The 23,218-nt window shown below is 64.2% G+C and carries 25 protein-coding genes; 8 read left to right on the top strand and 17 right to left on the bottom strand.

Annotated elements, in window-relative coordinates; genetic code table 11:
* Window positions 1–19: 19 nt before the first annotated feature.
* From AB1046_RS09025 to AB1046_RS08985, 9 genes are all read right to left on the bottom strand, one after another.
* The gene (locus AB1046_RS09025; RefSeq protein WP_369374482.1) at window positions 20–1,219 is read right to left on the bottom strand and encodes an ABC transporter permease; all 1,200 of its coding nucleotides are present in this window, start codon (window positions 1,217–1,219) and stop codon (window positions 20–22) included.
* Window positions 1,216–1,884 carry an ABC transporter ATP-binding protein gene (locus AB1046_RS09020; protein ID WP_369374480.1) on the bottom strand — a complete coding sequence of 223 codons (669 nt, stop codon included), beginning with the start codon at window positions 1,882–1,884 and terminating at the stop codon, window positions 1,216–1,218. The genes AB1046_RS09025 and AB1046_RS09020 overlap by 4 nt, the downstream gene beginning before the upstream one ends.
* On the bottom strand, window positions 1,881–3,302 hold the full coding sequence (locus tag AB1046_RS09015) for a peptidoglycan-binding protein (protein ID WP_369374478.1): 1,422 nt from the start codon (window positions 3,300–3,302) through the stop codon (window positions 1,881–1,883). The genes AB1046_RS09020 and AB1046_RS09015 overlap by 4 nt, the downstream gene beginning before the upstream one ends.
* Before the next feature lie 12 nt (window positions 3,303–3,314).
* The gene (locus AB1046_RS09010) at window positions 3,315–4,229 is read right to left on the bottom strand and encodes a hypothetical protein (protein WP_369374476.1); all 915 of its coding nucleotides are present in this window, start codon (window positions 4,227–4,229) and stop codon (window positions 3,315–3,317) included.
* Window positions 4,229–4,612 (bottom strand): hypothetical protein, encoded by a 384-nt coding sequence (locus tag AB1046_RS09005; protein WP_369374474.1) that lies wholly within the window; start codon window positions 4,610–4,612, stop codon window positions 4,229–4,231. The genes AB1046_RS09010 and AB1046_RS09005 overlap by 1 nt, the downstream gene beginning before the upstream one ends.
* Window positions 4,613–5,040: 428 nt before the next feature.
* The gene (locus AB1046_RS09000; protein WP_369374472.1) at window positions 5,041–6,138 is read right to left on the bottom strand and encodes a hypothetical protein; all 1,098 of its coding nucleotides are present in this window, start codon (window positions 6,136–6,138) and stop codon (window positions 5,041–5,043) included.
* Window positions 6,138–6,704, bottom strand: coding sequence for an RNA polymerase sigma factor (locus AB1046_RS08995; RefSeq protein WP_369374470.1), 567 nt, complete (start codon window positions 6,702–6,704; stop codon window positions 6,138–6,140). The genes AB1046_RS09000 and AB1046_RS08995 overlap by 1 nt, the downstream gene beginning before the upstream one ends.
* Before the next feature lie 431 nt (window positions 6,705–7,135).
* Window positions 7,136–8,257: an HAD family hydrolase gene (locus AB1046_RS08990; RefSeq protein WP_369374468.1), complete on the bottom strand. Its 1,122-nt coding sequence runs from the start codon at window positions 8,255–8,257 to the stop codon at window positions 7,136–7,138.
* Window positions 8,254–8,604, bottom strand: coding sequence for a hypothetical protein (locus AB1046_RS08985; protein WP_369374466.1), 351 nt, complete (start codon window positions 8,602–8,604; stop codon window positions 8,254–8,256). The genes AB1046_RS08990 and AB1046_RS08985 overlap by 4 nt, the downstream gene beginning before the upstream one ends.
* A gap of 158 nt (window positions 8,605–8,762) precedes the next feature.
* Between AB1046_RS08985 and AB1046_RS08980 the strand changes: the two genes are divergently transcribed.
* The 3 genes from AB1046_RS08980 (at window position 8,763) to AB1046_RS08970 (ending at window position 12,418) form a co-directional block, all read left to right on the top strand.
* Window positions 8,763–10,166 carry a hypothetical protein gene (locus AB1046_RS08980; RefSeq protein ID WP_369374464.1) on the top strand — a complete coding sequence of 468 codons (1,404 nt, stop codon included), beginning with the start codon at window positions 8,763–8,765 and terminating at the stop codon, window positions 10,164–10,166.
* Between the two features lie 14 nt (window positions 10,167–10,180).
* On the top strand, window positions 10,181–10,678 hold the full coding sequence (locus AB1046_RS08975; RefSeq protein ID WP_369374462.1) for an SAM-dependent methyltransferase: 498 nt from the start codon (window positions 10,181–10,183) through the stop codon (window positions 10,676–10,678).
* 111 nt (window positions 10,679–10,789) lie between these two features.
* Window positions 10,790–12,418, top strand: a complete 1,629-nt coding sequence (locus tag AB1046_RS08970; RefSeq protein ID WP_369374460.1) for an LA2681 family HEPN domain-containing protein — start codon at window positions 10,790–10,792, stop codon at window positions 12,416–12,418.
* A 126-nt stretch (window positions 12,419–12,544) separates the two neighbouring features.
* Here the strand turns inward: AB1046_RS08970 and AB1046_RS08965 are convergent, their stop codons facing one another.
* Window positions 12,545–13,171: a DUF6338 family protein gene (locus AB1046_RS08965; protein WP_369374458.1), complete on the bottom strand. Its 627-nt coding sequence runs from the start codon at window positions 13,169–13,171 to the stop codon at window positions 12,545–12,547.
* A gap of 17 nt (window positions 13,172–13,188) precedes the next feature.
* Window positions 13,189–13,332 carry a hypothetical protein gene (locus tag AB1046_RS08960; RefSeq protein WP_369374456.1) on the bottom strand — a complete coding sequence of 48 codons (144 nt, stop codon included), beginning with the start codon at window positions 13,330–13,332 and terminating at the stop codon, window positions 13,189–13,191.
* Window positions 13,333–13,895: 563 nt separating this feature from the next.
* Between AB1046_RS08960 and AB1046_RS08955 the strand changes: the two genes are divergently transcribed.
* On the top strand, window positions 13,896–14,411 hold the full coding sequence (locus AB1046_RS08955) for a hypothetical protein (protein ID WP_369374454.1): 516 nt from the start codon (window positions 13,896–13,898) through the stop codon (window positions 14,409–14,411).
* Between the two features lie 93 nt (window positions 14,412–14,504).
* A complete protein-coding gene (locus AB1046_RS08950) occupies window positions 14,505–14,840 on the top strand; it encodes a hypothetical protein (RefSeq protein WP_369374452.1) in 336 nt (111 codons plus the stop codon).
* 225 nt (window positions 14,841–15,065) lie between these two features.
* On the opposite strand, the gene AB1046_RS08945 is transcribed toward AB1046_RS08950, so the two are convergent.
* From AB1046_RS08945 to AB1046_RS08935, 3 genes are all read right to left on the bottom strand, one after another.
* A complete protein-coding gene (locus AB1046_RS08945; protein WP_369374450.1) occupies window positions 15,066–15,395 on the bottom strand; it encodes a hypothetical protein in 330 nt (109 codons plus the stop codon).
* Entirely contained in the window at window positions 15,392–15,778 is a 387-nt protein-coding gene (locus tag AB1046_RS08940) for a hypothetical protein (protein WP_369374448.1), read from the bottom strand. The genes AB1046_RS08945 and AB1046_RS08940 overlap by 4 nt, the downstream gene beginning before the upstream one ends.
* Before the next feature lie 433 nt (window positions 15,779–16,211).
* Window positions 16,212–17,198, bottom strand: coding sequence for a Fic family protein (locus AB1046_RS08935; RefSeq protein WP_369374446.1), 987 nt, complete (start codon window positions 17,196–17,198; stop codon window positions 16,212–16,214).
* Window positions 17,199–17,718: 520 nt separating this feature from the next.
* Here AB1046_RS08935 and AB1046_RS08930 point away from each other — a divergent pair.
* Entirely contained in the window at window positions 17,719–18,198 is a 480-nt protein-coding gene (locus AB1046_RS08930; protein ID WP_369374444.1) for a ricin-type beta-trefoil lectin domain protein, read from the top strand.
* Between the two features lie 98 nt (window positions 18,199–18,296).
* Complete coding sequence (locus AB1046_RS08925) at window positions 18,297–18,764, top strand: RICIN domain-containing protein (protein WP_369374442.1); 468 nt, start codon at window positions 18,297–18,299, stop codon at window positions 18,762–18,764.
* Between the two features lie 292 nt (window positions 18,765–19,056).
* Here the strand turns inward: AB1046_RS08925 and AB1046_RS08920 are convergent, their stop codons facing one another.
* From AB1046_RS08920 to AB1046_RS08910, 3 genes are all read right to left on the bottom strand, one after another.
* Window positions 19,057–19,602 carry a GNAT family N-acetyltransferase gene (locus tag AB1046_RS08920; RefSeq protein WP_369374440.1) on the bottom strand — a complete coding sequence of 182 codons (546 nt, stop codon included), beginning with the start codon at window positions 19,600–19,602 and terminating at the stop codon, window positions 19,057–19,059.
* 244 nt (window positions 19,603–19,846) lie between these two features.
* Window positions 19,847–20,884, bottom strand: coding sequence for an IS30 family transposase (locus AB1046_RS08915; protein WP_369375639.1), 1,038 nt, complete (start codon window positions 20,882–20,884; stop codon window positions 19,847–19,849).
* A gap of 470 nt (window positions 20,885–21,354) precedes the next feature.
* Window positions 21,355–22,329: a heparin lyase I family protein gene (locus tag AB1046_RS08910; RefSeq protein WP_369374438.1), complete on the bottom strand. Its 975-nt coding sequence runs from the start codon at window positions 22,327–22,329 to the stop codon at window positions 21,355–21,357.
* Between the two features lie 556 nt (window positions 22,330–22,885).
* Here AB1046_RS08910 and AB1046_RS08905 point away from each other — a divergent pair.
* Window positions 22,886–23,167 carry a SelT/SelW/SelH family protein gene (locus AB1046_RS08905; protein WP_369374436.1) on the top strand — a complete coding sequence of 94 codons (282 nt, stop codon included), beginning with the start codon at window positions 22,886–22,888 and terminating at the stop codon, window positions 23,165–23,167.
* The last annotated feature ends 51 nt before the right edge of the window (window positions 23,168–23,218 follow it).

Here is a 23,218-nt window from a genome sequence, read left to right as displayed (position 1 = left end):
ACTGCGAATCAATCAGGCCCTAGTCCCACCGCATCGCCAGCGAGGGCTGGATGCGCATTGCGATCACAGCAGGGACCGCTGACGCGATCGCGCCCGACAAGACGCCTACGGCGGGAGCCACGAACGCGACCAGTGGGGGTGAGAAGTCCCAGTCGTTCAGTGCCGAGACAACGAGCGTCACGCACATGCCCGCGCCTGCACCTGCCATCCCGCCGAGAAACCCGAGCAGGACGCCTTCATTGACCAGCAGGCGGGCAACCGACGCTCGCGTTCCACCAAGTGCCCGCCGGACGCCGATTTCAACTGTCCGGGCCACGACGGAGGTGAGCAGCGCATTTCCGATGACCAGGGTGGTGAGCACAATCAGGACGACCGAGACCGCCGTAGCCAGCCTGGTCAGCTGTACGTCGACGCCCGTCCGCACCTCCTGCATGGTCGCTACCCGGGTTACTTGGAGAATCTCTGGTCGGTCAGGTCGGGCTGCCTCCCGGGCGACTGCGGCGACGGGACCGCCGCCGCCGGGTTCTGTGGCGACAAGCAGTTGAGCCGATCCATCGCCACCTGCCACCTCAAGACCCATCGCGTACGGAATGACGACAACGTTGCTGTAAGCGCGAGTGTCGGCCTCTGAGCTGATCAGCCCGACGACTTCAACTGGCCGCCCGGCAACGTTGATCTGGTATCCATCGGTCACAGTGGCTGTAGGTGGAATCCCAAGCGCCTCGGCGGCTTCCGGACCAACGAGAGCCACATCAAACGGATCCTGCGCGTCCAGTAGCTGACTACCGTCGCTCGCCACGATCTCGTCGGCGCTTAGGTATCCCGACTGTGCGGCGATCGTAACGACGCTGGTGGCTTGCCCGGCAAGCGTTGAAACGCGGGCGAGGGAAGCGTCGATTTCGATTCGCAGCCCACAGGCGGTGACGAGCTCTAACCTGCAAACAGCTTCAGCAGAGCCTTCCTGGAAGAGCCGAGTATCACTCGCGCCTGCGTCGCCGGCCGCCGAGATCGAGACCTTGTTGAGTACCGCGGCGGCGATGTCGGCGCGGATCTGCGAGCTCGCCGACGCGCTCACGCCGATCGCTGCAACAAGGGATCCAGTGCTGAATGCAACGGCCAGGAGAAGGAGTAGCGTCCTGCCGATCCGATCGGTCAAGTGCCCGGCCGAGTCGTCGATCTCGTCTCTGACACGGTCAATTGCTCGGCGCAGCGCCTTCATTCGAGCACGCCGTCTATCAAGGTGAGGCGCCGGTCGGCCCACGCCGCCATATCGGGGTCGTGGCTGATGACCAGGACTGCGATGCCGGTCTCCGCAAGCGTGGACAACAAGGTGCGAACCTCTGCGGCTGTCTCAGGGTCCAGATTGCCAGTAGGTTCGTCGGCGAAAATCACCCGCGGTCGGCCCACGATCGCTCTGGCGATGGCGAGGCGCTGCTTCTCGCCGCCGGACAGGAGGCGTGCGGGAGAACTAATGCGATGCGCAAGACTCACCTGCGAAAGAGCCGCTTCGATTACCTCGCGCCGAACTGCACGAGGAGTGCCAACCGTTGCAAGTTTCAAGTTGACATTCTCATACACACTCTTGTGCCCCAGCACATGGAACGCCTGGAACACGAATCCGAGGTCACGAGCTCGAACACCGTCGAGGCCTCGGTTGCTCAACGTCGAAGTGTCGACGCCTCCTAGGTGGTACTTGCCACCATCTGGGGCGTCGAGAAGCCCCAATATGTTCATCAGCGTAGATTTCCCGGACCCCGACTTTCCCAGGATTGTCACTCTCTCGCCAAGATCCATCGCCAGCGACGCCCGCCTCAGCGCCTCGACCTCCGGCGGCCCGGGGAATGTGCGGGATATCCTTTGCGCCTGCAGGAATGCGCGCGTCATCCTGAGCCCTCGAGTATGACGTTCATGCCCTCGGTGAGCTCACCCTCCTCGAGGATGACGAATCCACCGTCCTGGAGGAGGGGCTGAACGGCCACGTGGCGAGGCTCCGAGCCCTCAGAGGACTCGGGATGAGAGGGTGGAGCGACGAGGACGTACGGGCCCTCTGCGTCTTGCCGCAAGGCGGTCAGTGGCACCGATGGACCGCTGACTTCTGCCACCTTCTGTTTGGGCCTGATCAAAACGCTCTCCCCCTCGGAGGGGATCTCGCCATCGTTCACTGAAACTCCTAGTAAATAACCCGGGAACGCCGAGTCGCCCTCCACCTCGCTTCCATCGGTGAATTCTCCAACTCTTCTCACCGTCCCATTCAGGGGCTCCGATTCGTTGCCGACTAGTGCAACAGATACTGGACTTCCCTTAGTGAAGTCGGGAGCTTGATCGACACGAATCCGAGCCTCGATGTAAGGAATTCCTGCGGCGAGTGAGATGACGGGAGACTCTTCTTGGTCGAGGATCGTACCCAGGGGCTGTACGGAAGCAACCGTGCTAGTTCCAGCCGGGATCGCTAGAATTTCCGATTGTGGCAGCCAGGTCAGCGTGGCGGTACGGGCGTCGGAGAGGTCTTCCTCGAGTTGTTCGACGGCGCGCTGTGCTGCGGCGCGCAACTCCACCAATACGTCGGTAGTGGTTGCGTCTGCCTCGTCCTCTGATGCCTCGGAGAACATGGGATCGTCCGTAGCCATCGGTTCGGGTACGCCCTGCTCCGGCGTTGCGGCCCGCTCGATCTCTACTTCGATCTGGGTGAGCTCTTCCCTCTTTTGCTTCAGTTCAGCCTCAAGCTGTTTCACCGCTTCGACGCTCTCCTCTGCTGGCGAGGGCGGCGTGGCATGGTGCCGCTCGTAGAGGCTCTTGACCGCGACAGCTGTCCTTGCGCCGTACTCACCATCCGCCGTTCCGGCGTACAGACCCAGATCCCTCAGCGCCTGCTGCAGGTCGGTGACGTCTTCGCCAACATCGCCAGGGTGCAGGTCCCGGTAGAGGGGCACCCGCAGGGCAAGCAAGATCAAGGGCCGGCTGGAAACGAAGACGGGCGCGTCGCCCGAACTCACCCGGTCGCCAACTGCGGCGCTGGTTGCAGTAACGACCTCGCGTGTGGCCTCTTCCCCGGCGCCTATGCTTGCACCGGCTTCGATTCGAGCACCTGATCTAACAGAACCCTCGATCGGCTCAACTTCCGGAGCGGCAGACCGCAATTCGACGGCCCACGTCGCTTGGATTTCTCGCTCGGAGTTCTGGACGGCATCCTGCAACGGGCTATCGACGAGCGTGCCGCCGAGAAATGCCACGGCCATCAGTAGGCCGCTGACCACGAGCCACGCCGGAAGCCACCACTTGCTGTGAGTCGTGCTTAGCTTCATCTCGTCATACCGCTAGGACGCGGGCCTGTGCGCTGAGAGATACTGCCGCGCCCGTTCGACCAACGCGTCAAAATCTGCTCGGAGCTCTGCGAGCTCGTACTCGTATTTTTCCACGACCGGTGCCTGATACTGGGCCTCGATGGCGGCGAGACGTGCGACAAACTCGACGGACGTCTTGCACTCGACCTCCTTGAGCGCGGTCTGGATATTCTGCTCCGTGATCTCCTGTGACGTTCCGCGTATCAAGTAGCGATCCACGTGTGGCATGCGCTCGAGGCCGGCATCTTGCAAGCACACGTCCAAGTCCGCGAACACGCGTTGGCCCTCAGCGCTGTCCAGGGCTGCGTCCGATACTCCGGTCATCTCTGTGCCCAAGGGGATCGTCAGAGGGATGGCTTCCTCGGACAGCTCCTGGATTTCTGGCCGCGCGTAGCACTCGTCCAGTATCTGGAGTTCTCCATCCGTGTAGGGCTCCGCATCTGCATCCCTCGCGAGAGCAGCATCGCGTTCAGGCGTCGTCGGCACCGCGTAGCCAAACTCCGCGACGCTGTCGGACAGCCAAACGCCATACAACCTGCTGCCCCCGATCTCAGGGATGCCTGGACGCCACGGCACTTCCATTCCACTCTCCGCAGCGCACGCAGCCATCGCCAGTCCCCGGGCATCATGAACCGTGCGAAGCTCGCCCTCCGTAGGGAAGTAGCGATCCACTGGCAAGGTGATAGTGCCCGACTCGGGATCGACATCGGCCTTCGCGAACGGGCTATCCGGGTTGGGGACGTAGTTTGCCGTGCCCTTCTCGGCTGAGCCGGAGGGATCCGGACTCTGGTCGCCCAGCGCGGTGCATCCGCCAAGCGCGAGCAGTGCAGCGACACCTGCCCCCAAGGCCATGGCCTTGGGGGCAGGCGAAATGAGGCGGCTGGGCATCAGGCGCAGTACCACCGGTTCGACGACACCCGGTTGTCCCAATCTTCTGCTGCGTATGGTCCCCAGCCTGCACCGTTGGAGTGGTTGGGGTCGCGGTAGGTTCCACCGATCGAGGGGCGGTGGTAGTTGAAGTAGTGCCCGGACTGGTTGGCGCTCTCGTAGAGGCTGACGTTGCACTCGTTGCCGTACCCGGCCGACGACGACGAGTTGTTGCCGACGAAAGCCGACCGTCCACCGACTGACCAGCGGACGGCATCCATGTTGTTGGCCGTGCCGTAGATCCCGTAGTAGCCGGGTACGTAGGAGTCGTCCTCCCACAGGCAGACCTGTCCGGGAGCGCACTGGCTCAGGTCGGCGCTTGCCGGTGCAGTAGACAGTGCCAAAGCAGCGATGACCCCTAGCAGGACTGCCACACCTCGCCACGCGCTAGCGAGCAACCTCGGCTTGCTTCTCATAGAGATGTCCCCTCTCGCCGATGCGGCCCGACTGGGTTCGGACCCAGCGAGATGTCTAACAGGGCAAATAGGGCCGTGTCACCATAAGTCCGGGTGAAATGAAGCCACGCCTCGGCTGCAGCGCCACCCGCGAGCCCGAGTACTGCTCCCCACGACGCTCGACACTTGCCGCGGTCCGGCGCTGCTGGGAGAGGTCCGTGAGGCCATCCGAATTTAGGGAGGAGGCTACGACGTGTCCCTCAGCCACGCGTTGGCCCGCGGCATGAGAGAGACCTCCGGTTCGAGGCGGTCCCTGGACGGTTCCGACTCGACCCGGAGGCCTTTGGTCATCTCGCGACTAGCCCTGGTCCGTGTCCCTAAAGGGCCGGGCCACCCGTGCGAGGGCTGGTGAGGTCGAAGCGTTCGAGTAGCGGGTCATGCGGTCCGACAAGTTCCAGGTCGCTTGCGAGCTCGAGGACCTCAGCCTCTGAGAGGTTGGCCATGAGCTGAACCTCGGCGCCGGTATCGGTTGTCCAGGTTGCATACCTGAACCCCCCGTTGTCGCCGCTCCGCACGGCAGTGCCAGCCGGTGCCGGAACTGAGAGCCCGTCGTCCGGGATCGGGTTGACGCTTGCATGAGCAGCCCAGGGTGCCCCGCTCAGCTCGACCTGGATCTGAACCCAGGGCTCGCCGTCCTTCTCCGTCGGATCGGGGTTGCCGTACTGGGCGTACCAGGTCGCGTCGCGATCGGACGACGGCAGCGGTGTGATGGCCTCAAGGCCAGGAGGAGCAAGGGCTGCTGCTTCCGCGGACGTCTCACCGTCGTATGAGCGCGCGACCGACATAACCGTGTCGCGATCCAGGCCGGCGGACGTGACGAGGTAGCTGTCACTATCGGTACGCCACTCGACCCAGACACCCCAGCCAAGGTCGACGAGCCAGGCGTCATCTGTCCCTGAGGAGAGCGAGACACGTTCCGCGCCCTCGAAGTTCTCAAGCGGGCCCAGGGGGGTCTGCGCATCGCCACTCCAGATGGTCAGCACAGCATCGTCCGGAGACCCATCTGCCCTGTAGTAGGCCGCGACAGGGGTGGCACGAGGACACTCGTCAACGGTCATCCACACGTCGCTTAGCGCGGCGGGCGTCGGCGCCTGAAGGAGATAGGTGGCGCCCTCCAGGGCACTCGGATCCGTCGTTTCAGCAGGTGAACACTCCGCGATGGACACCGGCACGCTTCCGGCCGCCGCGGCGAGCGGGACCAAGCTCTGCTGATCACGCAGGACGTTCGTCCCGATCACCACGCCGACTCCTAGCACCGCCACGGCTACCATCGCGCCACCGATCTGCGCCACATGGCGGCGCGATGAACGCTCCGGCCTGGCGCTGATCCCCTCAAGGACCGCGGTCCTGATCTGTTGGCGGCGGTCCGCGGACAGCGGCTCGACGTCCGGGGCAGAATCAAATCGATCATTCATCATGACTCCTTTGCGATTTCCTCGTCGAATAGGTTCTGCAGTCGGGTGCGAGCGCGCGAGAGCCGACTCTTCACCGTGCCTACAGGCACTCCAAGAGAGTTCGATGCAGATGCGTGATCGAGGCCCTGCCAGAGGCACAGTTCGATGACGTCCTGATCGATCTTGCGGAGCCGCCGGAACGCGGCCAGCACACGCCTCGCGTCCACCTCACGGTCAACTGCCTCAGCGACGCCATCTGCATGATCGGCCTGGTCAGGTTCAGCGGTGAGCCTCGCGAAGGCCCGACGTGCACGCACAGCGGTCCGTGCGTTGCGCCGCAGGGTCATTCTCGCGATTCCGAACAGCCATGGCAGTGGAGAGCCGTTCTCGAGACTGGCTCGAGCGCGGCAGCGCCACGCCTCGAGGAAGACGGTCGACATGAGGTCCTCGGTCAGCTCACGGTTGTCCAGGCGTCGAGCGAGGTAGCGATAGATCGAGTCGCAGTGGCGGTCATAGATCGCACCGAATGCTGCCGCGTCGTTCTGCGTGACTACGGCCCGCCACAAGGCATCATCCGCAGCCTCCATGTGCAGATCCTCGTGGGTAGCAGCAGTCGTGACGGACGGTCGAGAGCGCACGTTGATCGAGTTTACGGAGCGGATCGGCTGCGAAGACGCGGCCGCAGCGGCTGGAGCACTGGTCACACAGACTAAGTGCCCGCAGCGAGCCTCGGGTTCCATCTGGGTTTCACGTGGCCGACACCGCTCGTGAGAAAGGGGACGCGAGCGTGGCGAGCCCTTTCAGGAGCTCACCATGTGACGTTCGCACGCCACGACATGGCCGCCGCCGTCGCACGCCGTGTCTTCCGTTCCGATAGGTCGCCGAGCGCGTCAAGAGGTAGATCGGATCACCCGTCACATCCGAGTTCTCAGACGCAGCCGTCACCCGCTTGGGTCACTCGGGTATGCGTCAGGACGCGAGCTGCCCGCGAACGAACTGCTCAGTGGGCCGCGACTGTTTAGAGGCTGCTGAGGGGTAGCTCGAACCCGGCCGTGCCGTGTCCGGTGACGCTGCGCCACTGGGCGCGGCGGCGACCCTCGTCCCCACGTGGGTAGGGCAACCCGGCTGCCAGGGCGGCAGTCTCAATCGCACGCATCGTGGTGCCGACGCCGGACGGGATCGGCGCGTGCCTCACCCAGTGACCGGTCTGAAGCGTCCAGGCTTCACACCGAGACAGGTCCGGCCCTGCGCCGTGCCACACTCGCAGGACCACAGGGCCCGGCGCACTGGCCTCAGCGGTAGCGATCTGCGCAGCCAGCGGCGACAACGAAGCATCCACGGTCGGGACGAGCGAGGTTAGGACGGACAGGGCTCCAGCCTGGTCGATGGTGCCGGTGGTTTCGTCGGCGGCGCTGCGCACGATCGCGGGCGCGTGCCCCATCGCGACTGAGCGTGCGGCCCAGGTGAGCATGTCGAGGTCGTTGACGCCGTCTCCGATCGCCAGTGTGCGCTCGGCCGGGATGTCCAGACCCATTCGCACGCCATCGAGCGCGACCGCCTTGTTCACGTCCCGTGCCCCGACGTCCAGCCAGTCCGGCCCCATCGGGGTGACCGTGACCCCGGTCGCCTGCAGCGCGTCCGTGAACCGGCGAATACCCGGCCCGACGAGCACGACCCGGGTGGCGGGTTGGGCCACCAGATCGCCCAGTGGGACGAGTTTCTGCTGACCGTTGAGTTCGCCGGGCTCGAACGGAGTGTTGGTGCGCCAACCCCAACCGACTTCTTCGACCGCGATCCGCACTACCGGAACCATCTCCATTGCCCGGCGGATCACCGGCCCCGGATAGAAGGTGCGAGCCGTAACGACGTCGAAGCCGGAAGGTGCGGAACGGTCCAGCCGCACGGTCAGAGCGCCGTTGGAGCACACACCCCATCCATCGGTCAGCCCCAGCCGGACCGCGATCGGCATCAGTCCGATCAGTGATCGACCGGTGGCGAGCACGATCTCGTGTCCGGCAGCACGGACCAGGTCCAGGGCGTCGACTGTGCCGGATGGGATCTTGTTCCCGTCATCTACGAGCGTCCCATCGATGTCGAGCGCCACGAGCGTGCGGGTGCAAGTAGTGGTCGCGGCGTTCATCGGGTCACTGCTCCGCGCAGCACCGATCGGACCTGGACTTCCAGGCCGTGGCGTTCACCGGTCCACAGCGTGTTGCCGGGCACGAACATTCGGTGATCCATGGGGTTGTTCAGCCCCAGTGCGCGGGCGATCTGCTCGCCCTCGTTCAGGTCGGCGGGCTGGAGGCTGACACGGTTACTGGTCACGGTCACCAGTTCGATGTGGTCAGCCCCGACGAGGTCGAGAAACCGTGACGCCGCTATGAGTCCGTCGTTTATGTCTATCAGGAGCCGCCGCTGGCTACCGGTCGCGCCCTGCGTTGGAGTGTGTGATTCAAGGCGTCGCGTCCTTGCTGCTATCCGGTTCACGGGACTCTCCGAAGTCTGCCTGGCCGTCTGGGATCGGTCGCGGGGATGTGTCTCCTCGCTACTCTTGTTGCGATTCGCTCGCCCGGGCAGGGCAATCAACGGGACAATCTGCAGAACGTCCGCCCAGACAGACTGCTAACGGGGGAGGGGATCGAGCGATGGGCAACGATTTGCTCCGCGACTTGCGCGCGGCCCTGCCCTCGCACGTGCGCCCCGGCGAACCCATGTCACGTGGCGAGCTCGCGGAAGCCGTGAACGCCCATGTCTGGGCGATGACCGGGCAGCGCATCGCCCTTGATGCCCATGCGATAGCTCGCTACGAGCGCGGCCAGTCGCGCTGGCCTGGGCAGCAGTATCGCGACGGTCTGCGTGCCGTCCTCGGTGTCGCGACGGATGCCGAGATCGGGTTCTACCCGACCAAGCGCGGGAGCGCGGCGCGAGAAATTGGTCATTTGTCGACGTGGGAGATGGATACGCTAACCGGGCTGGCCGACCTGGGGAGCAAGTACGTGGACCTCACTCGACGGGGCCTGCTCGGTCTGGCGGCCTACTCGACGGTCGCCGCCGCACTGCCCAATGAGTCGTGGTGGACCGAGGTGGTTCGCCGCTCCGCCGAGCGTGCCGCACGCGGCGTCCGCTCGGTCGGAAATGGCGACCTGGAAGCAGTCCGTGAGTCGGTCGCGTTCTTCTCTCGGATGGACCAACGGCACGGTGGCGGGCACGCACGGGCGGCCGCCATGCAGTACCTCACCGATGACGTGCAGCGGCTCCTGAACGGCTCCTTCGCGAACGATGCCCTCAGGAGCGAGATGTTCTCTGCCGCTTCCGAGTTGGCCTACGTCGCCGGCTGGATGGCCTTCGACAACGCTGAGCACGGTATCGCCCAGGGACTGTTCACCTCGTCGGTCAAGCTGGCGGCTGAAGCCGACGATCCCGCGATGGCAGGGCACACTCTGCGCGCGATGGCGCACCAGGCGATCGACCTCGGCCACCCGACCCAGGCTCAGGAACTTGCGGCAGCCTCGGTGGACGGTGACCGTTACCAGGCCGCCGCGCCACGAGAACGTGCACTCCTCGGCGTGGTCCACGCCCGCGCTCTTGCCGCGACCGGTCAGAAGAGCGCGGCGTCATCCGCGCTGCTCCTGGCCGAACGGGACCTTGCCGCCGCGACGCCTGGCGGCGACGAGCCCACGCGGGTCTTCTTCTTCGGGGAAGCTTCCCTCGCGCACGAGACCGGCAATACCCTCCGGGATATCGGAGACCTTGCCGGAGCTGAGCAGCAGTTGGAGCACTCCGTCGTGACCCGCAAGGCGTCTACCTTCAAGCGGACCCACGCCGTCACGCTGGGATATCTCGGCGACGTGCAGGCCAGGCGCGGGGAACTTGAGCATGCAATCGCGACCTGGAACGTGGCGCTCGACGCGATGGACGGGGTGCAATCGGCCAGGGCTCGCCAGACCATCATCGAGATGCGCTCTGCACTGGCGACCTACAGAGCGACCAGTTCTGACGCGGCTATCCTCGACGAGCGCGCCAGCGCCTATCTTGCAGCCACGAACTGATCCGCGGAGGAACGTTGACCGACCCCATCGTCATGACCCCAGTCGCTCACGTTGTTGGCGGGCGCGTCGAGCCGACTGATGACTACTGGGGCGGAACTCGTTCGATCCTCCGGATCGACCCGGACGCCTATACCGAGGCGTCAGTTGCTGGTCTTGATGAGTTCTCTCACCTCGAAGTCGCGTTCTTCTTTCATCTGACTGACCAGTCCGATCTCGATCCCGGTGCGCGTCGTCCGCGTAACAACCCGGACTGGCCCGAGGTCGGGATCTTCGGACACCGCAACATGCGTCGCCAGAACTGGATTGGCGTTTCGCGCTGCCGACTTGTGTCGATCGACGGCCTGGACCTGCACATCGAAGACCTTGATGTTGTCGACGGGACGCCTGTCCTCGACATCAAGCCCTGGTTCGCGGAGATGGGACCGCGCGGGGAGGTTCGCCAGCCGTCATGGGTCTCGGAGATGCTTGGCGACTATTTCGCCCCCGCCAGGAGCGAAGAGCCTCAGTCCTGACTTTGCATGGGCGGTCCGCTCTTCCACGACCGTCCGCCGCAGCGACCTAGGACAGGATGAACTTCGCGCACGGCCGAGACTGGCATCGGCAGCCCGCCATAGAGTGCGGCGATGGAGCCGTCCGAGGAGTACCAGCAGCTGGCCCGAGAGATCCTGCTTCTCGGCGCGGCTCAGGATGAAGACCCTGGCGGCACCGCGTCTGCCGTACGGGCGCTGGTTTCACAGGTGGAGCAGACAGCCATTGTGGTCGAACGTGCGGCGTTGCTCTTCATGTGTTCTTCGGTCGTGATCAATTGCGGCTCCCGGCTCGACAGTGAGCCTCTCTTGCAGGCCGGGAAGCAGATCGCTGAGGGCGCGCTCGATGGCACGCCAGAAGACGAACCTCTTCGTTTCCAGATTCTATACAACATCGCAAATGCCATATCGGCCCTCGCCGACATGGGCCTTGAGGGTGGCGAAAACGCCGAAACCGCGGTCCATAGAGTTGCGAACCGGCTTGATAATCGTGCGGCCCTTCGGGCGGCAAGGTTGTACTACTACGAGGTCGCGACCTCCGAAATAGCCGATGCGTCCACACGGTCGCGCGCCTTCTGCAATCTGGCCAACAGCCTGGACCACTCTGGTAGGTGGGCAGAAGCTTTTGACTATTATCTTAGTGCGCTCGACGTCGATCCCAGAAACGGAAACGCTGCTGGTAATCTGGCGCGGCTGCTTCTGACTCGAATCGAACTAGGGATTGGGCAGACAGGGCACATCGCTGCGGTATATGACAAGTACGTCAATCTCGCGAAACAGTTGCGAGCCGGGACGGTTGAATATGCAGGCGCCAGTACAGCCGAGCGCTGGGATGCCCTGGAGCTTACCGAAAGCGAGGGCCATCTCTCGCACGGTCTGGACGGTCCGCCCGACGCATATCGGTCGTGGGTTGCTGGCCACAGGTTGGCGCTGTCTCCCGCTGTTGAGGGTTTGGGCACCGACGATCCGCACTGGGACAACGCCGTCATCGAGGTCTTGTATGGCGGCCCGGATGACGATATAAACCCGCCGATCATAGCGCACATGAATGTCCTCAAGGCGGACTTTCTCGTCTCACGTCGCCTCGCATTCGAAGGCGTCTCGGAAATTTTGTCGTCGGGTCTCGTGCAATTGGATAGCGATACTGGATTCTATGTCGATGCCGAGGATTTCTCACTGTTTGGCACTCAATATGCGAAACTGATTCTCGCCCAGAGGTCGACATTGGATGTGCTGGATAAGACGGCGGTTGTGGCGAACGAGTACTTCAAGATTGGCGACAGCCCGAGCAGTGTTTCTTTCCGGAAATTCTGGCACGCCGGTGGCGTATTGCGCGCTGGCCTGGCGAAGGCCCCAGAGCAAGCCGTTCCAGTGCTCGCACTCGCCGAACTTGCGATGGATATGGAGCCGGGAGGAATGTACGCGTCCTCCCAGATCTTGCGGAACGCGGGCACGCATAGGATTGTGCATGCAGCGCTACTCGATGCGACGGGGGCCACGAAGCAGTCACGAAGTTCCGTGGACGTCGACGGCCTCGTGTGGTCGGCGATCCGGGCACTTCAGGTGACTCGTTCGGCATATCTGTACCTGATTGATCTTGTGGCGACATGGAATATTCCAGAGGACCATGAAGGTGAATACGTACAGATTCCTTCGCTCGAATACGGGGCCTTGTGGAGTGAGCCTGTTGGAGAGGGCGAGGCGGAGCCGCCAGCGGACCTGTGATCCACGGACAGACAATGGAGACTGCTCAGACTGGACCCGTCTAAATCGACACATCAGTTCGGTCGATCGATATTTCCATGCAGGCGACTTGTGTCGGTCGGGAGCCGGCAGCGATTAGCGCCTCGTTCACTCTGGCTTCACGTAGATGACCTCAATCGATAGAACGCTTGACTCGGGCAGCGTCACCAAGCCGACCTGGCGAACGACTTTAAAGCCGCCGCTCTCCTCGGGTGACCTGCGCCGGAGCGGCGGTTCGAGAGCGAGGTTGCGGTGTGCGTCCTCGGGGTCAGAGTCGAATGCGGCGAACTTTCCTTGCCAGATCGTTCCATTGTGGAGGACAACCGTCAGCATCGGCGGAGTGTCGCGATGCGGGCGAAGGCCGACGAACGCACGTTCCCAGACGCGAGTTCCTGTAATCGGCCGTCGACCAGACCATCTGACCCAGGACAGTCCCAAAACGAGGGCACAAGCAACGCCGGATGTTGCGATCGCAGCGCCGATGTAGGGAATGCTGGATACGGGCGACTCGAAGTTCTCTGTGCGCGCTGACTGATAGAGACGCAACCAAACCCAGGACATAGCAACACTAGCGGCGCCGGTAGCTGTCAGGGATGCGAGGACGATGCGTGACGCCTCAATGAGCGTCGTCTCTTTGACTGCCGTTTGATACCGGCTCCGCTGCAGTTCCCAAACTATGCCGGGGGCAAGGAGGAGGAGGAATGACAGGACGGCTGAGAGACTACTTGGCACCATAGTCAGGTATTAGCCCCTTAGTCGTCGCTCTCATCCTTGTCGAAATCGCTGAAGCCGAGACTGCTCGCCTGTGCGGCATCGATCTCGGAGTACGACGAGCCTGTCAGGCTCTTCTCCTCGTGCTCGATGATCTCTCTGCGGTCGGTGATCGGGCGCTGCACGGGTCGATCCTCAGTCATGGTCGTGGTGTCCGTTCTCTCTGGATTTGGGTCTACGTCTAGATCGTCCCACGCCGCCGTAGTTCGGCACCCTGAACTTGGTGGCCCGTGGGGTGAAGAAGTCCTTCGATGCGCTTGGCAATTGAAGTTGCCGTCTAGACCAGGCCTACGCCGCACCAGGTGCCCGCGGATTTCGGGAGTCGAAATGTCGATTCGCAGCGGCCGTCGGAGTCGGATCCGATGGGCACCCGGGTGCCCATCGTCCTGGGGCTCATGTGGCCAGAGGGCGTGGTTGTAGCGTTCTCACCGCCTCGTCGCACCGGAAGGGCGGTCCGCACCCAGTCCGCAGGGAGTCCGCAAGAGCCCCACCAAACGCCGTCGGACCCCAAAGCTGCCAACGCTCGCGAGCCGCAGAATTCCAACGTTCTCGGCTGATCCCGCCAGGTACCCCGACAGGCCGTAAAGCCTGCCGAGGAAACCGGGCGTACAAAGCGGCTCATAGTTCGCATTGGCCTGATCGGACTACCGCGCGGATCCTGCTCGTCCCCAAGGCGTTAGGGTGCAGCGTGGATCGCGAGCACCTTCAGAACTCGTTCGACGAGATCTTGGACCAGGCCCTGATCTTCCATGGCTTCGCCGATCACATGAGGGACTACGACCTCTACGTCTACGCGACGGCGGATCCACGCACCGGAATCTCGCCGGAACACCTGCGCTACCGCTTCACTCACTGTGTTCGCGCGACCGTCACGACCGCTGTGCGGCACGATTCCTGGGCAGTGTCACTCGGCGACGAGTTCACCGACTTCTCCGAGTGGGAGCGGGCCGGCGAGCCGGACGGGTACGTCTGGGGTGTGCGGTGGCAGGCCCTCTACCCAGGAATCCGTCTCCTACCGGAGTCCACGGAGGCGGGACACTGGTCGTCCGAGTTGGGCGTCCCGTTCCATACGGCGCGCGTGGAGACGAACGCTCACGACATCGAGCTCGTCTTCTCCGATCTCCGCATCGACCAAATCGCCACCGGTCACACCGTCCTCGTCATCGACGAGACCGGTCCCGATGGCAAGATTCCGCTGAGATGACACAGCCCCGGTGGGCTGGGCTGGGAGTATTCGACTGTGAAGGACCAGGATTCATCGGTGCCAGCAGCATGGACCCACGCGGACGCATGGGTCATGACCGCCGTCGCAGGCGCGGGACACACGCTGACTGACGTGATCGCTTCCGGCGACGCGTGCAACCACGCGATCTTCACCGACGAGGAACTTGCCGTTGGCGTTGGGCGGCTGGTCGCCTCCGGCCTGATGCAACACGCAACGCCCGATCGACTCAAGCTAACACCCGCGGGCGTCAAGCTTGCACGTCGGCGAAAGGGTGGCCTGATCGAGCAGGTGGGCTCGGTATTGCGGCTCCTAGGCAGCGTTGAACTAGTCGAGGGCCGCTGGGATGTCCAGGCCGACAGCATTGCCGCTGCCGTCCGCGCATACCAAGACCGTTCCCGACGTCGCTGACCACAGCGCGATCATCGAACCATGCGCAACATGCAGTCCGCAGATAGTCCGCAAGAGGTCCGCACGAGCCCATCCGCCCCCAGCACGACCAACGGCCGGGACAGTTGGAATTCCAACGAACCTAGCCTTTGTCACTCCTGCCACACTGTGCCAAAGTCCGGACTGCAATCCACCAACTATCGTCGGCATCGGTGGCGATAAGGGGCTCTGCGCCGATGGGCGTGGTCAGGGGTTGACGACGCCGTCGAGTGCGTCGGTGTACTCAACCGGCTTTCCGGTCTGATGTGCGTAGCGGATCTCGCGTCGCATGGACTCCCCGATGTACCCGCCTGGGTTGACCACCATGACGCGGTCGGCAAGGTCGATCTTCGCGAAGTGCAGCGCACTGAGCGCAGCCTTCTGCTCGTTGGTGATCTGGTCGCCGGCGTGCTCGAACTCAGCGGGCGCGACGACGATCGTCCCGGCGAGGGTGAGATCACGATTCACCGTGCGGAACTCGTCGGTGAATCGAGTCGAGCCGCACAGGCACACAATCTGCGGGCGGGCTTCCGTCACGGCCGCAGGATTGAACTGTCATCGCTGACCATGGCGACAGCTACTCCGTGCTTGGCGGCCAGCGCGGTGAAGGTGACTCGCGCCGTCCTTGCCTGGCTCCAGGAGAACGCCACGTAGACCAGCGAGGTGCCGATGCTGTAGTCCGACATCCGGCTCAGGAGCTCGACGTCATGATGCCAGGCTTCCTCCGTCGGTGCGCCCGGACCGTTCAACGGTGGGTAGGTCCCGATCAATTCGTAGTAGAAGGACCTGAGATTCACCGTTGTCACTTCTGGGTAGTCATACGAGTGGTCCTCGGACCACTCGGACTGCATCTCCCACCATTCGGGGAAGTCGGCGTCGGCGACCGCTGCCGGGTCGAATGCGAGGATGTCGTAACTCATGGGGGCACCGTAGCCGCCTCATTGGCGCGTTGATCGTCACGTGCCGTTGGCGGGTAATAGCCGAGTCGGCCCGAGGCTGGGGTGCCCCGTGCGATGACGGGCACCCCCGGACTCGGCCCGGCTTGAACGGGCTGCCACCCTCTCCAATTGGGCGCGGTCATCCGGAGCCAGCGCGCCTTGAGCGAGGACCGGGGGAGAGCCTACTGGCGAAGTTGGCGGCGGCGTCGGCTACGGGTGCGCGGTACACATTGGGTACACATGACCGCCGTCTGAGCCCATCTAACGCCAGCCTCGCCAACGCACTGTGGACCCGGCAGAACCGCGAAATTTCAACGTTCTCGCGGTGCCCAACGAACTCGTCGGACACCGCGAGACAGAGCGGTACACCCTCCGGGAGAACCCGGCGTACAGACCGGCTCGTCCGCTTTCCTGGCTACCGCTTGGCGCGGGACCGTTTGTTGCGCTGATAGGCCTGGACGGCCTTTCGGCTCGATCGCCAGATGCCGTCGGGTCCTTGGATTGCGTCGAGTCGGCCACGCTGTGCGGCCTGGCGTAGTGCGGCCAAGCTGAAGTCCTTGTTTACCAGCGATGCGAGTGGTACCAGGCGGGCCGGGCCTGCCACGGCCGGGACGATGAACCGGTTGAGGTTGTCGTACATGGCACGCGCGAGGAGCTCGCCTAGGGGCCCGTGCTCGCCCCCGTCCGATCTCTGCATCGCCGACAGGTAGGCGGGACGTTCGCGCTTGAGCACGATGACCGGCGGGTAGCCAAGACGGACCAGGATGAGGTTGAGCAGGAGGCGACCCGTGCGTCCGTTGCCGTCGATGAACGGGTGGACGCGCTCGAACTGGTTGTGGATCTCTGCGAGGCGTTCGGGCCACGGAGCTTGGCTGGTCCGGTCTCGCAGTTCGTCCCGTGCGGCGTTCACGGAGTCGACCCAGTCCTGGACCATGACTGGGACCAGTGGCCAGTCGGGGGGCTGCATGCCAGCCCCGAACGGGTGGATGTCGTGTTCCCGGAACTGCCCCGGCGCCTCGCGGGGTGTGGCATCCGGATGTGGTGCGACCTCCCACACGGGGCTCATCGTCCGCTGATGCACCTGGCGCACCTCGAAGATGCTGATCAGGTTGCCGTCGTGCCAGTCCCCGGGTTCCAGCGCGTGCCCGTAGACCCACTGCGCGGCGTTGCCGTACCCCTGGACTTCCATGTACTCCTTGAGGGGCTTGGCTCCCACTGCGCGGCCGTCGTCCAGCAGTGCGGTTACCTCGCGCAGAACGAGGGTGTTGCCTTCGAGTGCAGTCGAGTGGTGCGCCTCGAGGTGCCAGATGTCGGACCAGACGAACTCCGACTCCTTCGGGGAGGGAAGGCCCCCGAGGCGCTCGTTGAGCTCGCCGATCGCGCCTTCAAGCCGTGCGTACACCGTTGCCCGTGAGGGTCTCCCGCGCGCCATGTTTCTCCTGACTGATACACCAGATCGCTACCCAATGGATCTTATCAATGACACCTCCGGTTGATACACGAGGAGCCGACCCAATCGAACTTATCAGCGGCGAGGCGAGGGAGGGGTGAGTACGGCGATCCAGCCCATCATCCGGCTCTTGGGCTCGGACCGGGTACGAGCTCACCGGTGAGGTCGGCATCGGCATCGACTGCGGGCGAGCGGTAGCGATGTCTGACGACGAAGCTGAGTCACGGCCAGTGCGCGCGGACGACGGCGGCACTACACACACGCAGGTCCGCGGCCTGGCACTGCGTTGAATTCACCGTCGCAGTCGCTTGAATTCTCTGGCGAGTCACGGCAGGATTGACGTGACGTTGCGTCACACCCATGATGGAGGCCATCATCGCCAGTCCGGAGCCGACCGCAGGCCTACTCCTGAACACCGGGTCGTCGAGACGGACGAGAGTCCGTCGGAAGATGAAATGAAGGAGGAAACTACATGTTCGCATCATCGATCAACCGCGTTCGAATGGCAGCGGAAGTCGCAATCACGGCAGTGATTGCTCTGTCCATGTCGGTGTTCGTCGGGGCCCCTGCTAGTGCCACTATTCCAGGCGGCCTCATGAACGTCGCGACCTCGCTGTGCCTGGATGGAAGTATCTCCCAGGGTGTGCGTCTAGTTGCGTGCAACACGGACGGGTATCAGGACTGGAGCACAGAAGAAAGCGGTCCCTATGTCGTGTTTCGCCACGACGCGACTGGGAAGTGCCTGGACGCGAGTATTTCGAACGGGGTGCGTCTCAATGCCTGTAACGGCAGCGAGTATCAGGAGTGGCAGTGGCGAACCGGGTCTACCGCGTCTGCATTTCTCCATGTAGGTACGAGAACGATCGATGAGGCGCAGTGTCTTGACGGCAGCATCAGCGAAGGCGTGCGCCTCAAGAGGTGTAACAACAGCGAGTATCAGAGGTGGTTCTGAGCCGTAGATGGCGCGAGCCCCCCAGTTGTGCGGCCCGAGAGTCGGGCCGTCGAGACGGACGAGAGTCCGTCGGAAGATGAAATGAAGGAGGAAACTACATGTTCGCATCATCGATCAGCCGCGTTCGAACGATAGCGGCAGTCGCAATCACGGCAATGATTGCTCTGTCCATGTCGGTGTTCGTCGCTGCCCCCGCTCGTGCTGCTGGTTACCCGTTGACCAACGTGGCGACGCTGCAGTGCATGGACGCAAGCATCTCCGCGGGTGTGCGTCTCAATGGGTGCAACGGGAGCAACTATCAGGAGTGGAACGTCACAGGTTCCGGCGGTATCTACACTTTTCATCACGATGAGACTGGGTTGTGCCTGGACGGCAGTATCAGTCAAGGGGTGCGTCTCAACACCTGTAACGGCAGCGAGTATCAGCGGTGGGAGTTGGCGCTCGGGTCTACCGGGTACCGGGTGCTCAACGTAGGTACGAGAACGTGTCTCGACGGCAGTATCAGTCAAGGGGTGCGTCTCAACACCTGTAACAACACCGACTACCAGAGGTGGTACCAGTCGTAGATCGCGGGCGGCCATGCCTCTGGCGTGGTCGCCCGCCGCTACGCATGCGGAGGTTGGTCGAGCTTGTCGAGACCTGTCCCGACCGACGAGCAGACGACTGACGTTGCCGGCGGTGGTTGCCGGGAACACCGATGGCCGCCCGCTCGCGGGCCGCAGAATTCCAGCGTTCTCGGCTGATCCCGCCGGGTTCCCCGACAGGCCATAGAGCCTGTCGGGGGACCCGGCGTACAGGCTGGCTCGTCCGCTTCTAACGCTCCGGCCTGGGCGTCATGCTCACGCTGCTAAATAGGGGTCAGAGTCGGTCGAACGCTGCGGCGTAGCGGAACCGTCCCGCGTACTCCGCACGCCACGCGCTCAGTGTGCGTGCCTGGAAGTAGTCGCCATAGGCAGGGTCGGGTGCCTCGATCCCGAGACTGCGCGCAGGTACGAAGCCGAACCGCGAGTAGAGCGCCGGCTCGCCGAGCAGCACCACCACCGGTTCGCCCAGGGCATCAGCGGCGCCGAGGATCGTGTGCATCAAGGCGGACCCGATCCCGCGGCCCTGGTGTTTGGGATCCACGCTGAGCGGCCCGAGCCCGAGCGCGGGCCGATCCGCGAGCCGTCCGTGGGTGGCGATCACGTGACCGACCACCTCCGTGCTGGAAAGCCCGGGCCCGGCGACCAGTGACAGCTGCGGCACCCACCCGGGGTCGTCGCGCAGCCATCCGACCAGGGTGGCCTCGCCGGGTGCACCATCGGGCTCGATCGGTGGCGCGGCGTGCGCGACCCTACCGAAGGCCGCCGCGGTGACTGCCCGGATCGCTTCGGCGTCGGACGGACCTTCTTGTCTGATCAGCATCCCGACACTCTCCGGGGAACCTCTGCTGAGGATCAACACAAATTCGGAGCGCGCTGGGCCTGGTTAGCCTCCACCGTCCGATCGCCTGAGTGTCGAGTTTCGCCAGGGCTCCAGCGGCGTCGATAGATGATCGATAGTCGTGCCGGGCAGTAGGCACAACCATGCCGAATGATCTCCGGGTTGCCGCCTACGAAAGGCCGTTCCCTTCGGCGGTTTCTAGCGGTCTTCGCAACACCTGATGGTCCTAGACGGCTGTCAGTAGATCACGCAGACGCTCGGCTGGAGTTCTCCAGTCGAGCGTCTTGCGTGGTCGGCCGTTGAGTCGCTGGGCGACACGCTCGAGGTCTGTGGCTGTGTGGACTGACAGGTCGGTGCCCTTGGGGAAGTACTGGCGCAGGAGCCCGTTGGTGTTCTCGTTGCTGCCGCGCTGCCATGGAGAGTGCGGGTCGCAGAAGTAGACCGGCACGCCGGTCGCCACGGTGAACTGCTTGTGCGCAGCCATCTCGCAGCCCTGGTCCCAGGTCAGCGACCCGCGCAGGTGCTCGGGCAACGTCTTGATCAGCGGCACGAGCACGTCGCGGACTTCCTCGGCGGTGTGCCCGCCGGGTAGGTGCCCGAGCATCACGTAGCGCGTCGAGCGTTCAACGAGAGTCACGATCGCGGACTGGGAGCCGGTGCCGACGATCAGGTCGCCTTCCCAGTGGCCGGGCACGGCCCGGTCGGCGACCTCGGCAGGGCGCTCGGAGATCATGACCATCTCGTCGACGAACCGGGGCGCGCGCTGCTCTGGGCTCCTGTGCGGTTTGCGGCGAGTGCGTCCGGTGCGCAGCGCATCGGTGACCTCACGTCGTAGCCCGCCACGGGCCTGGACGTAGATCGCCTGGTAGATCGTCTCCGTGCTCACCCGCATGCTCTCGTCGTGGGGAAACTCCTGCACCAGAGCGTGGCAGATCTGCTCGGGCGACCACTGCTCGGCCAGCCGGGCCGCGACATAGTCGCGCAGCGGACCGTCCTGGGCGAGCTTGGACGTCCTGGACCGTGCGCGGCTGGTCGCCCACGCCCGCTGCGCCCGGTGCGGCCGGTAGTCACCCTGGGTCGAGCGGGCGTCGAGCTCGCGCTTGATCGTGGACGCCGGCCGGCCCAGCGCCCGCCCGATCGCCCGCAGCGACTGACCTCGTCGACGCAGATCCGCGATCTGTTCCCGTTCCGCCACCGTCAGGAACCGGGGATGCAGCTGCGCCTCGAGGGCCGCGAGAGACGGCGCCAAGGACGTGGGGACGATGGTGGTCACACCGGTCTTGTAGTCGATCAGACGACCGTCGGGGCGCAGGCGCGTGTGTTTACCCTTGCGGATCCCGTGGTCCCAGTCCTCGGCCGTGCGCTCATGGACCCCGACCTGCGCTGCAGCATCACGTCGTCGAACACCGGCCGCGCGAAGCCGGTCGTACTCCGCCCGCCGCGGATGCCCGGCCCTGCCGGGCTTGCCACGCCCGCGAACACCAGCCCTGCGCGCCCACCCGCCCGCCGTCGCGCGGTTCACACCGACAACCCGAGCAGCACCCGAGATGCTGCCATTCTCCCGGTCCAAGGCCTCGAAGAACCTCGCTCTCAACTCCTCAGAAACCACGATCCCCGCAACTCCCTGAAATCCAGGGTGTTGCGGGGATCGGTAGAACCCGCCTTCAGGGAACGGCCTTTCGGGGAAGCGGTGGTTGTAAAGGCGGCCTCTATCACCGCAGACAGATCAGGAGGTCAGTCGCGGTAGTAGGGCTGTACCTCAGCCTTGCTGGCGCCGATCCTCACGTTCCGGTAGTCGGCCCGGAACGTCGCGCCCGGCTGGTAGTCCTTGTACATGCCGTACTTGATCCGGAAGGAGTCGTCGTAGTAGATGTCCTCGCCGTCGTCGCACGTCGTGTTCGGTCGGTAGCCGAAGTAGTCCTCCTGCTCGAGGATCTTCGTCTCGACGGTGGTCGCTCCGACCCTCCTGTGCCAGACCTCGATGAGCCCCTTGGCCCCGCCGGCGCTGTACGGCGTCACGTGGTACTTGATGACGAAGGAGTGCCACTCGTCGGTGCCGATGCTCTGGGTTGCCATCGACGTGTTGTAGTACGTGTCGCTCACGGTCGGGTCGTCGCCCCGGCGTGTGAACTGGAGGTTGTGCCCGTTGCCGGCGCCCGACTGGATGCGCACGCCGCCGATCGGGTTCGCGTTGCACTGCCACAGCTGCATCACGTACGCCCCGCTGCCGGTCACGTCATCGACGCCCGCGGGGATGCGGATGTCGAACCCGACCCACACGTTGGTGTTGAACGGCAGAGTTCCCCTCGTCGTCGCGAGCTCGGTGCGGTCCCGGAGCCGCTTGCCGTCGGAGCCCACCCAGGTGTTCATCTCTGCGTTCTCAAGGATGGCGCCCGGGTACCTGAAGTCATGCTTCGTGCGGAACGTCAGCGCCGGTGCTTCCGCGGTCCCCGTGATGGTGGGCACCTGGCCCGCACCCTGACACCTGCCGTCGTACGTCCGTCCGTTCTCAAATAGGTTGCCGCCGGCGCCGATCTCCGCACCGCACAGGGAGGGCTTCTGGATCTCCCAGGTCCTACCTGGGATACCCATCGCGTAGCTGGGGACCTCTACTACCGCACTGTCTGCCGCGCTGGCGGGTTGCGTGGTCGCCACCGCGGCGACGCCCAGCGAGGCGGTCAGGGTTGCCGCCAGGGTGATGGCCGTCATTCGTCGAGCACGTTGACTCAGGGTCGAGGTCTGTGATCGTGTCATTCCTGCCGTGATTGCAACTGCCGCTGCCATTCGAACGCGGCTGATCAATGATGCGAACATGTAGTTCCCTCCTTCATTTCATCTTCCGACGGACTCTCGTCCGTCTCGACGGCCCGGCTCTCGGGCCGCACAACTGGGGGGCTCGCGCGAATCAACCGCTCGAGCGCGAGCAGGACCGGGTCACGGACAGGTCGTCAAAGACGCTCGGCGTGAAGACGTAGAGCCCCGCGGTGGCCGCCTACCTGTTCGCCAAGTCCTGGGTTGCGTTTGTTCAGAAGTAGGCCTGCGGTCGGCTCCGGACTGGCGATGATGGCCTCCGTCACTGGTGATGACGCAACGTAACGTCAATCCTGCCGTGACTCGCCAGAAAATACAAGCGACTGGCCGGCCAGCGGGTGGCATCCGGCGAACGCTGGAATTCTGCGGCCCGCGAGCGTTGGCGGTTTGGGTGTCGACGGCGCGTAATGGGGGTTCTGGCGGGGTCGTACGACGCGCATGGCAAAGTGACCGCATGCCCACGCCACGCATCGTGATCACCTACTGCACCCAGTGCCGCTGGCAGTTGCGCGCCCAGTGGTACGCCGGGGAGCTGTTGCAGACGTTCTCGGACGAGATCGGTGAGGTGGCGATCGTGCCGTCCTCGGGTGGAGTGTTCCGGATCGAGGTCGGGGACGAGCGGGTGTGGAACCGCAAACGCGACGGCGGGTTTCCTGAGATCACGGAGCTCAAACGCCGCGTGCGGGACATCATCGCTCCCGGCAGATCCCTGGGGCACTCCGACAGGACAGACTGATCTCAGAGCTCACGAAAGACTGCGTGAGCTCGCCAGTGACAACGCTTGATC

The sequence above is a fragment of the Promicromonospora sp. Populi genome (assembly GCF_041081105.1).
Lineage (GTDB): Bacteria > Actinomycetota > Actinomycetes > Actinomycetales > Cellulomonadaceae > Promicromonospora.
The sequence above is the reverse complement of the archived record's forward strand: the minus strand, read 5'-3'. Positions and strand labels throughout refer to the sequence as shown.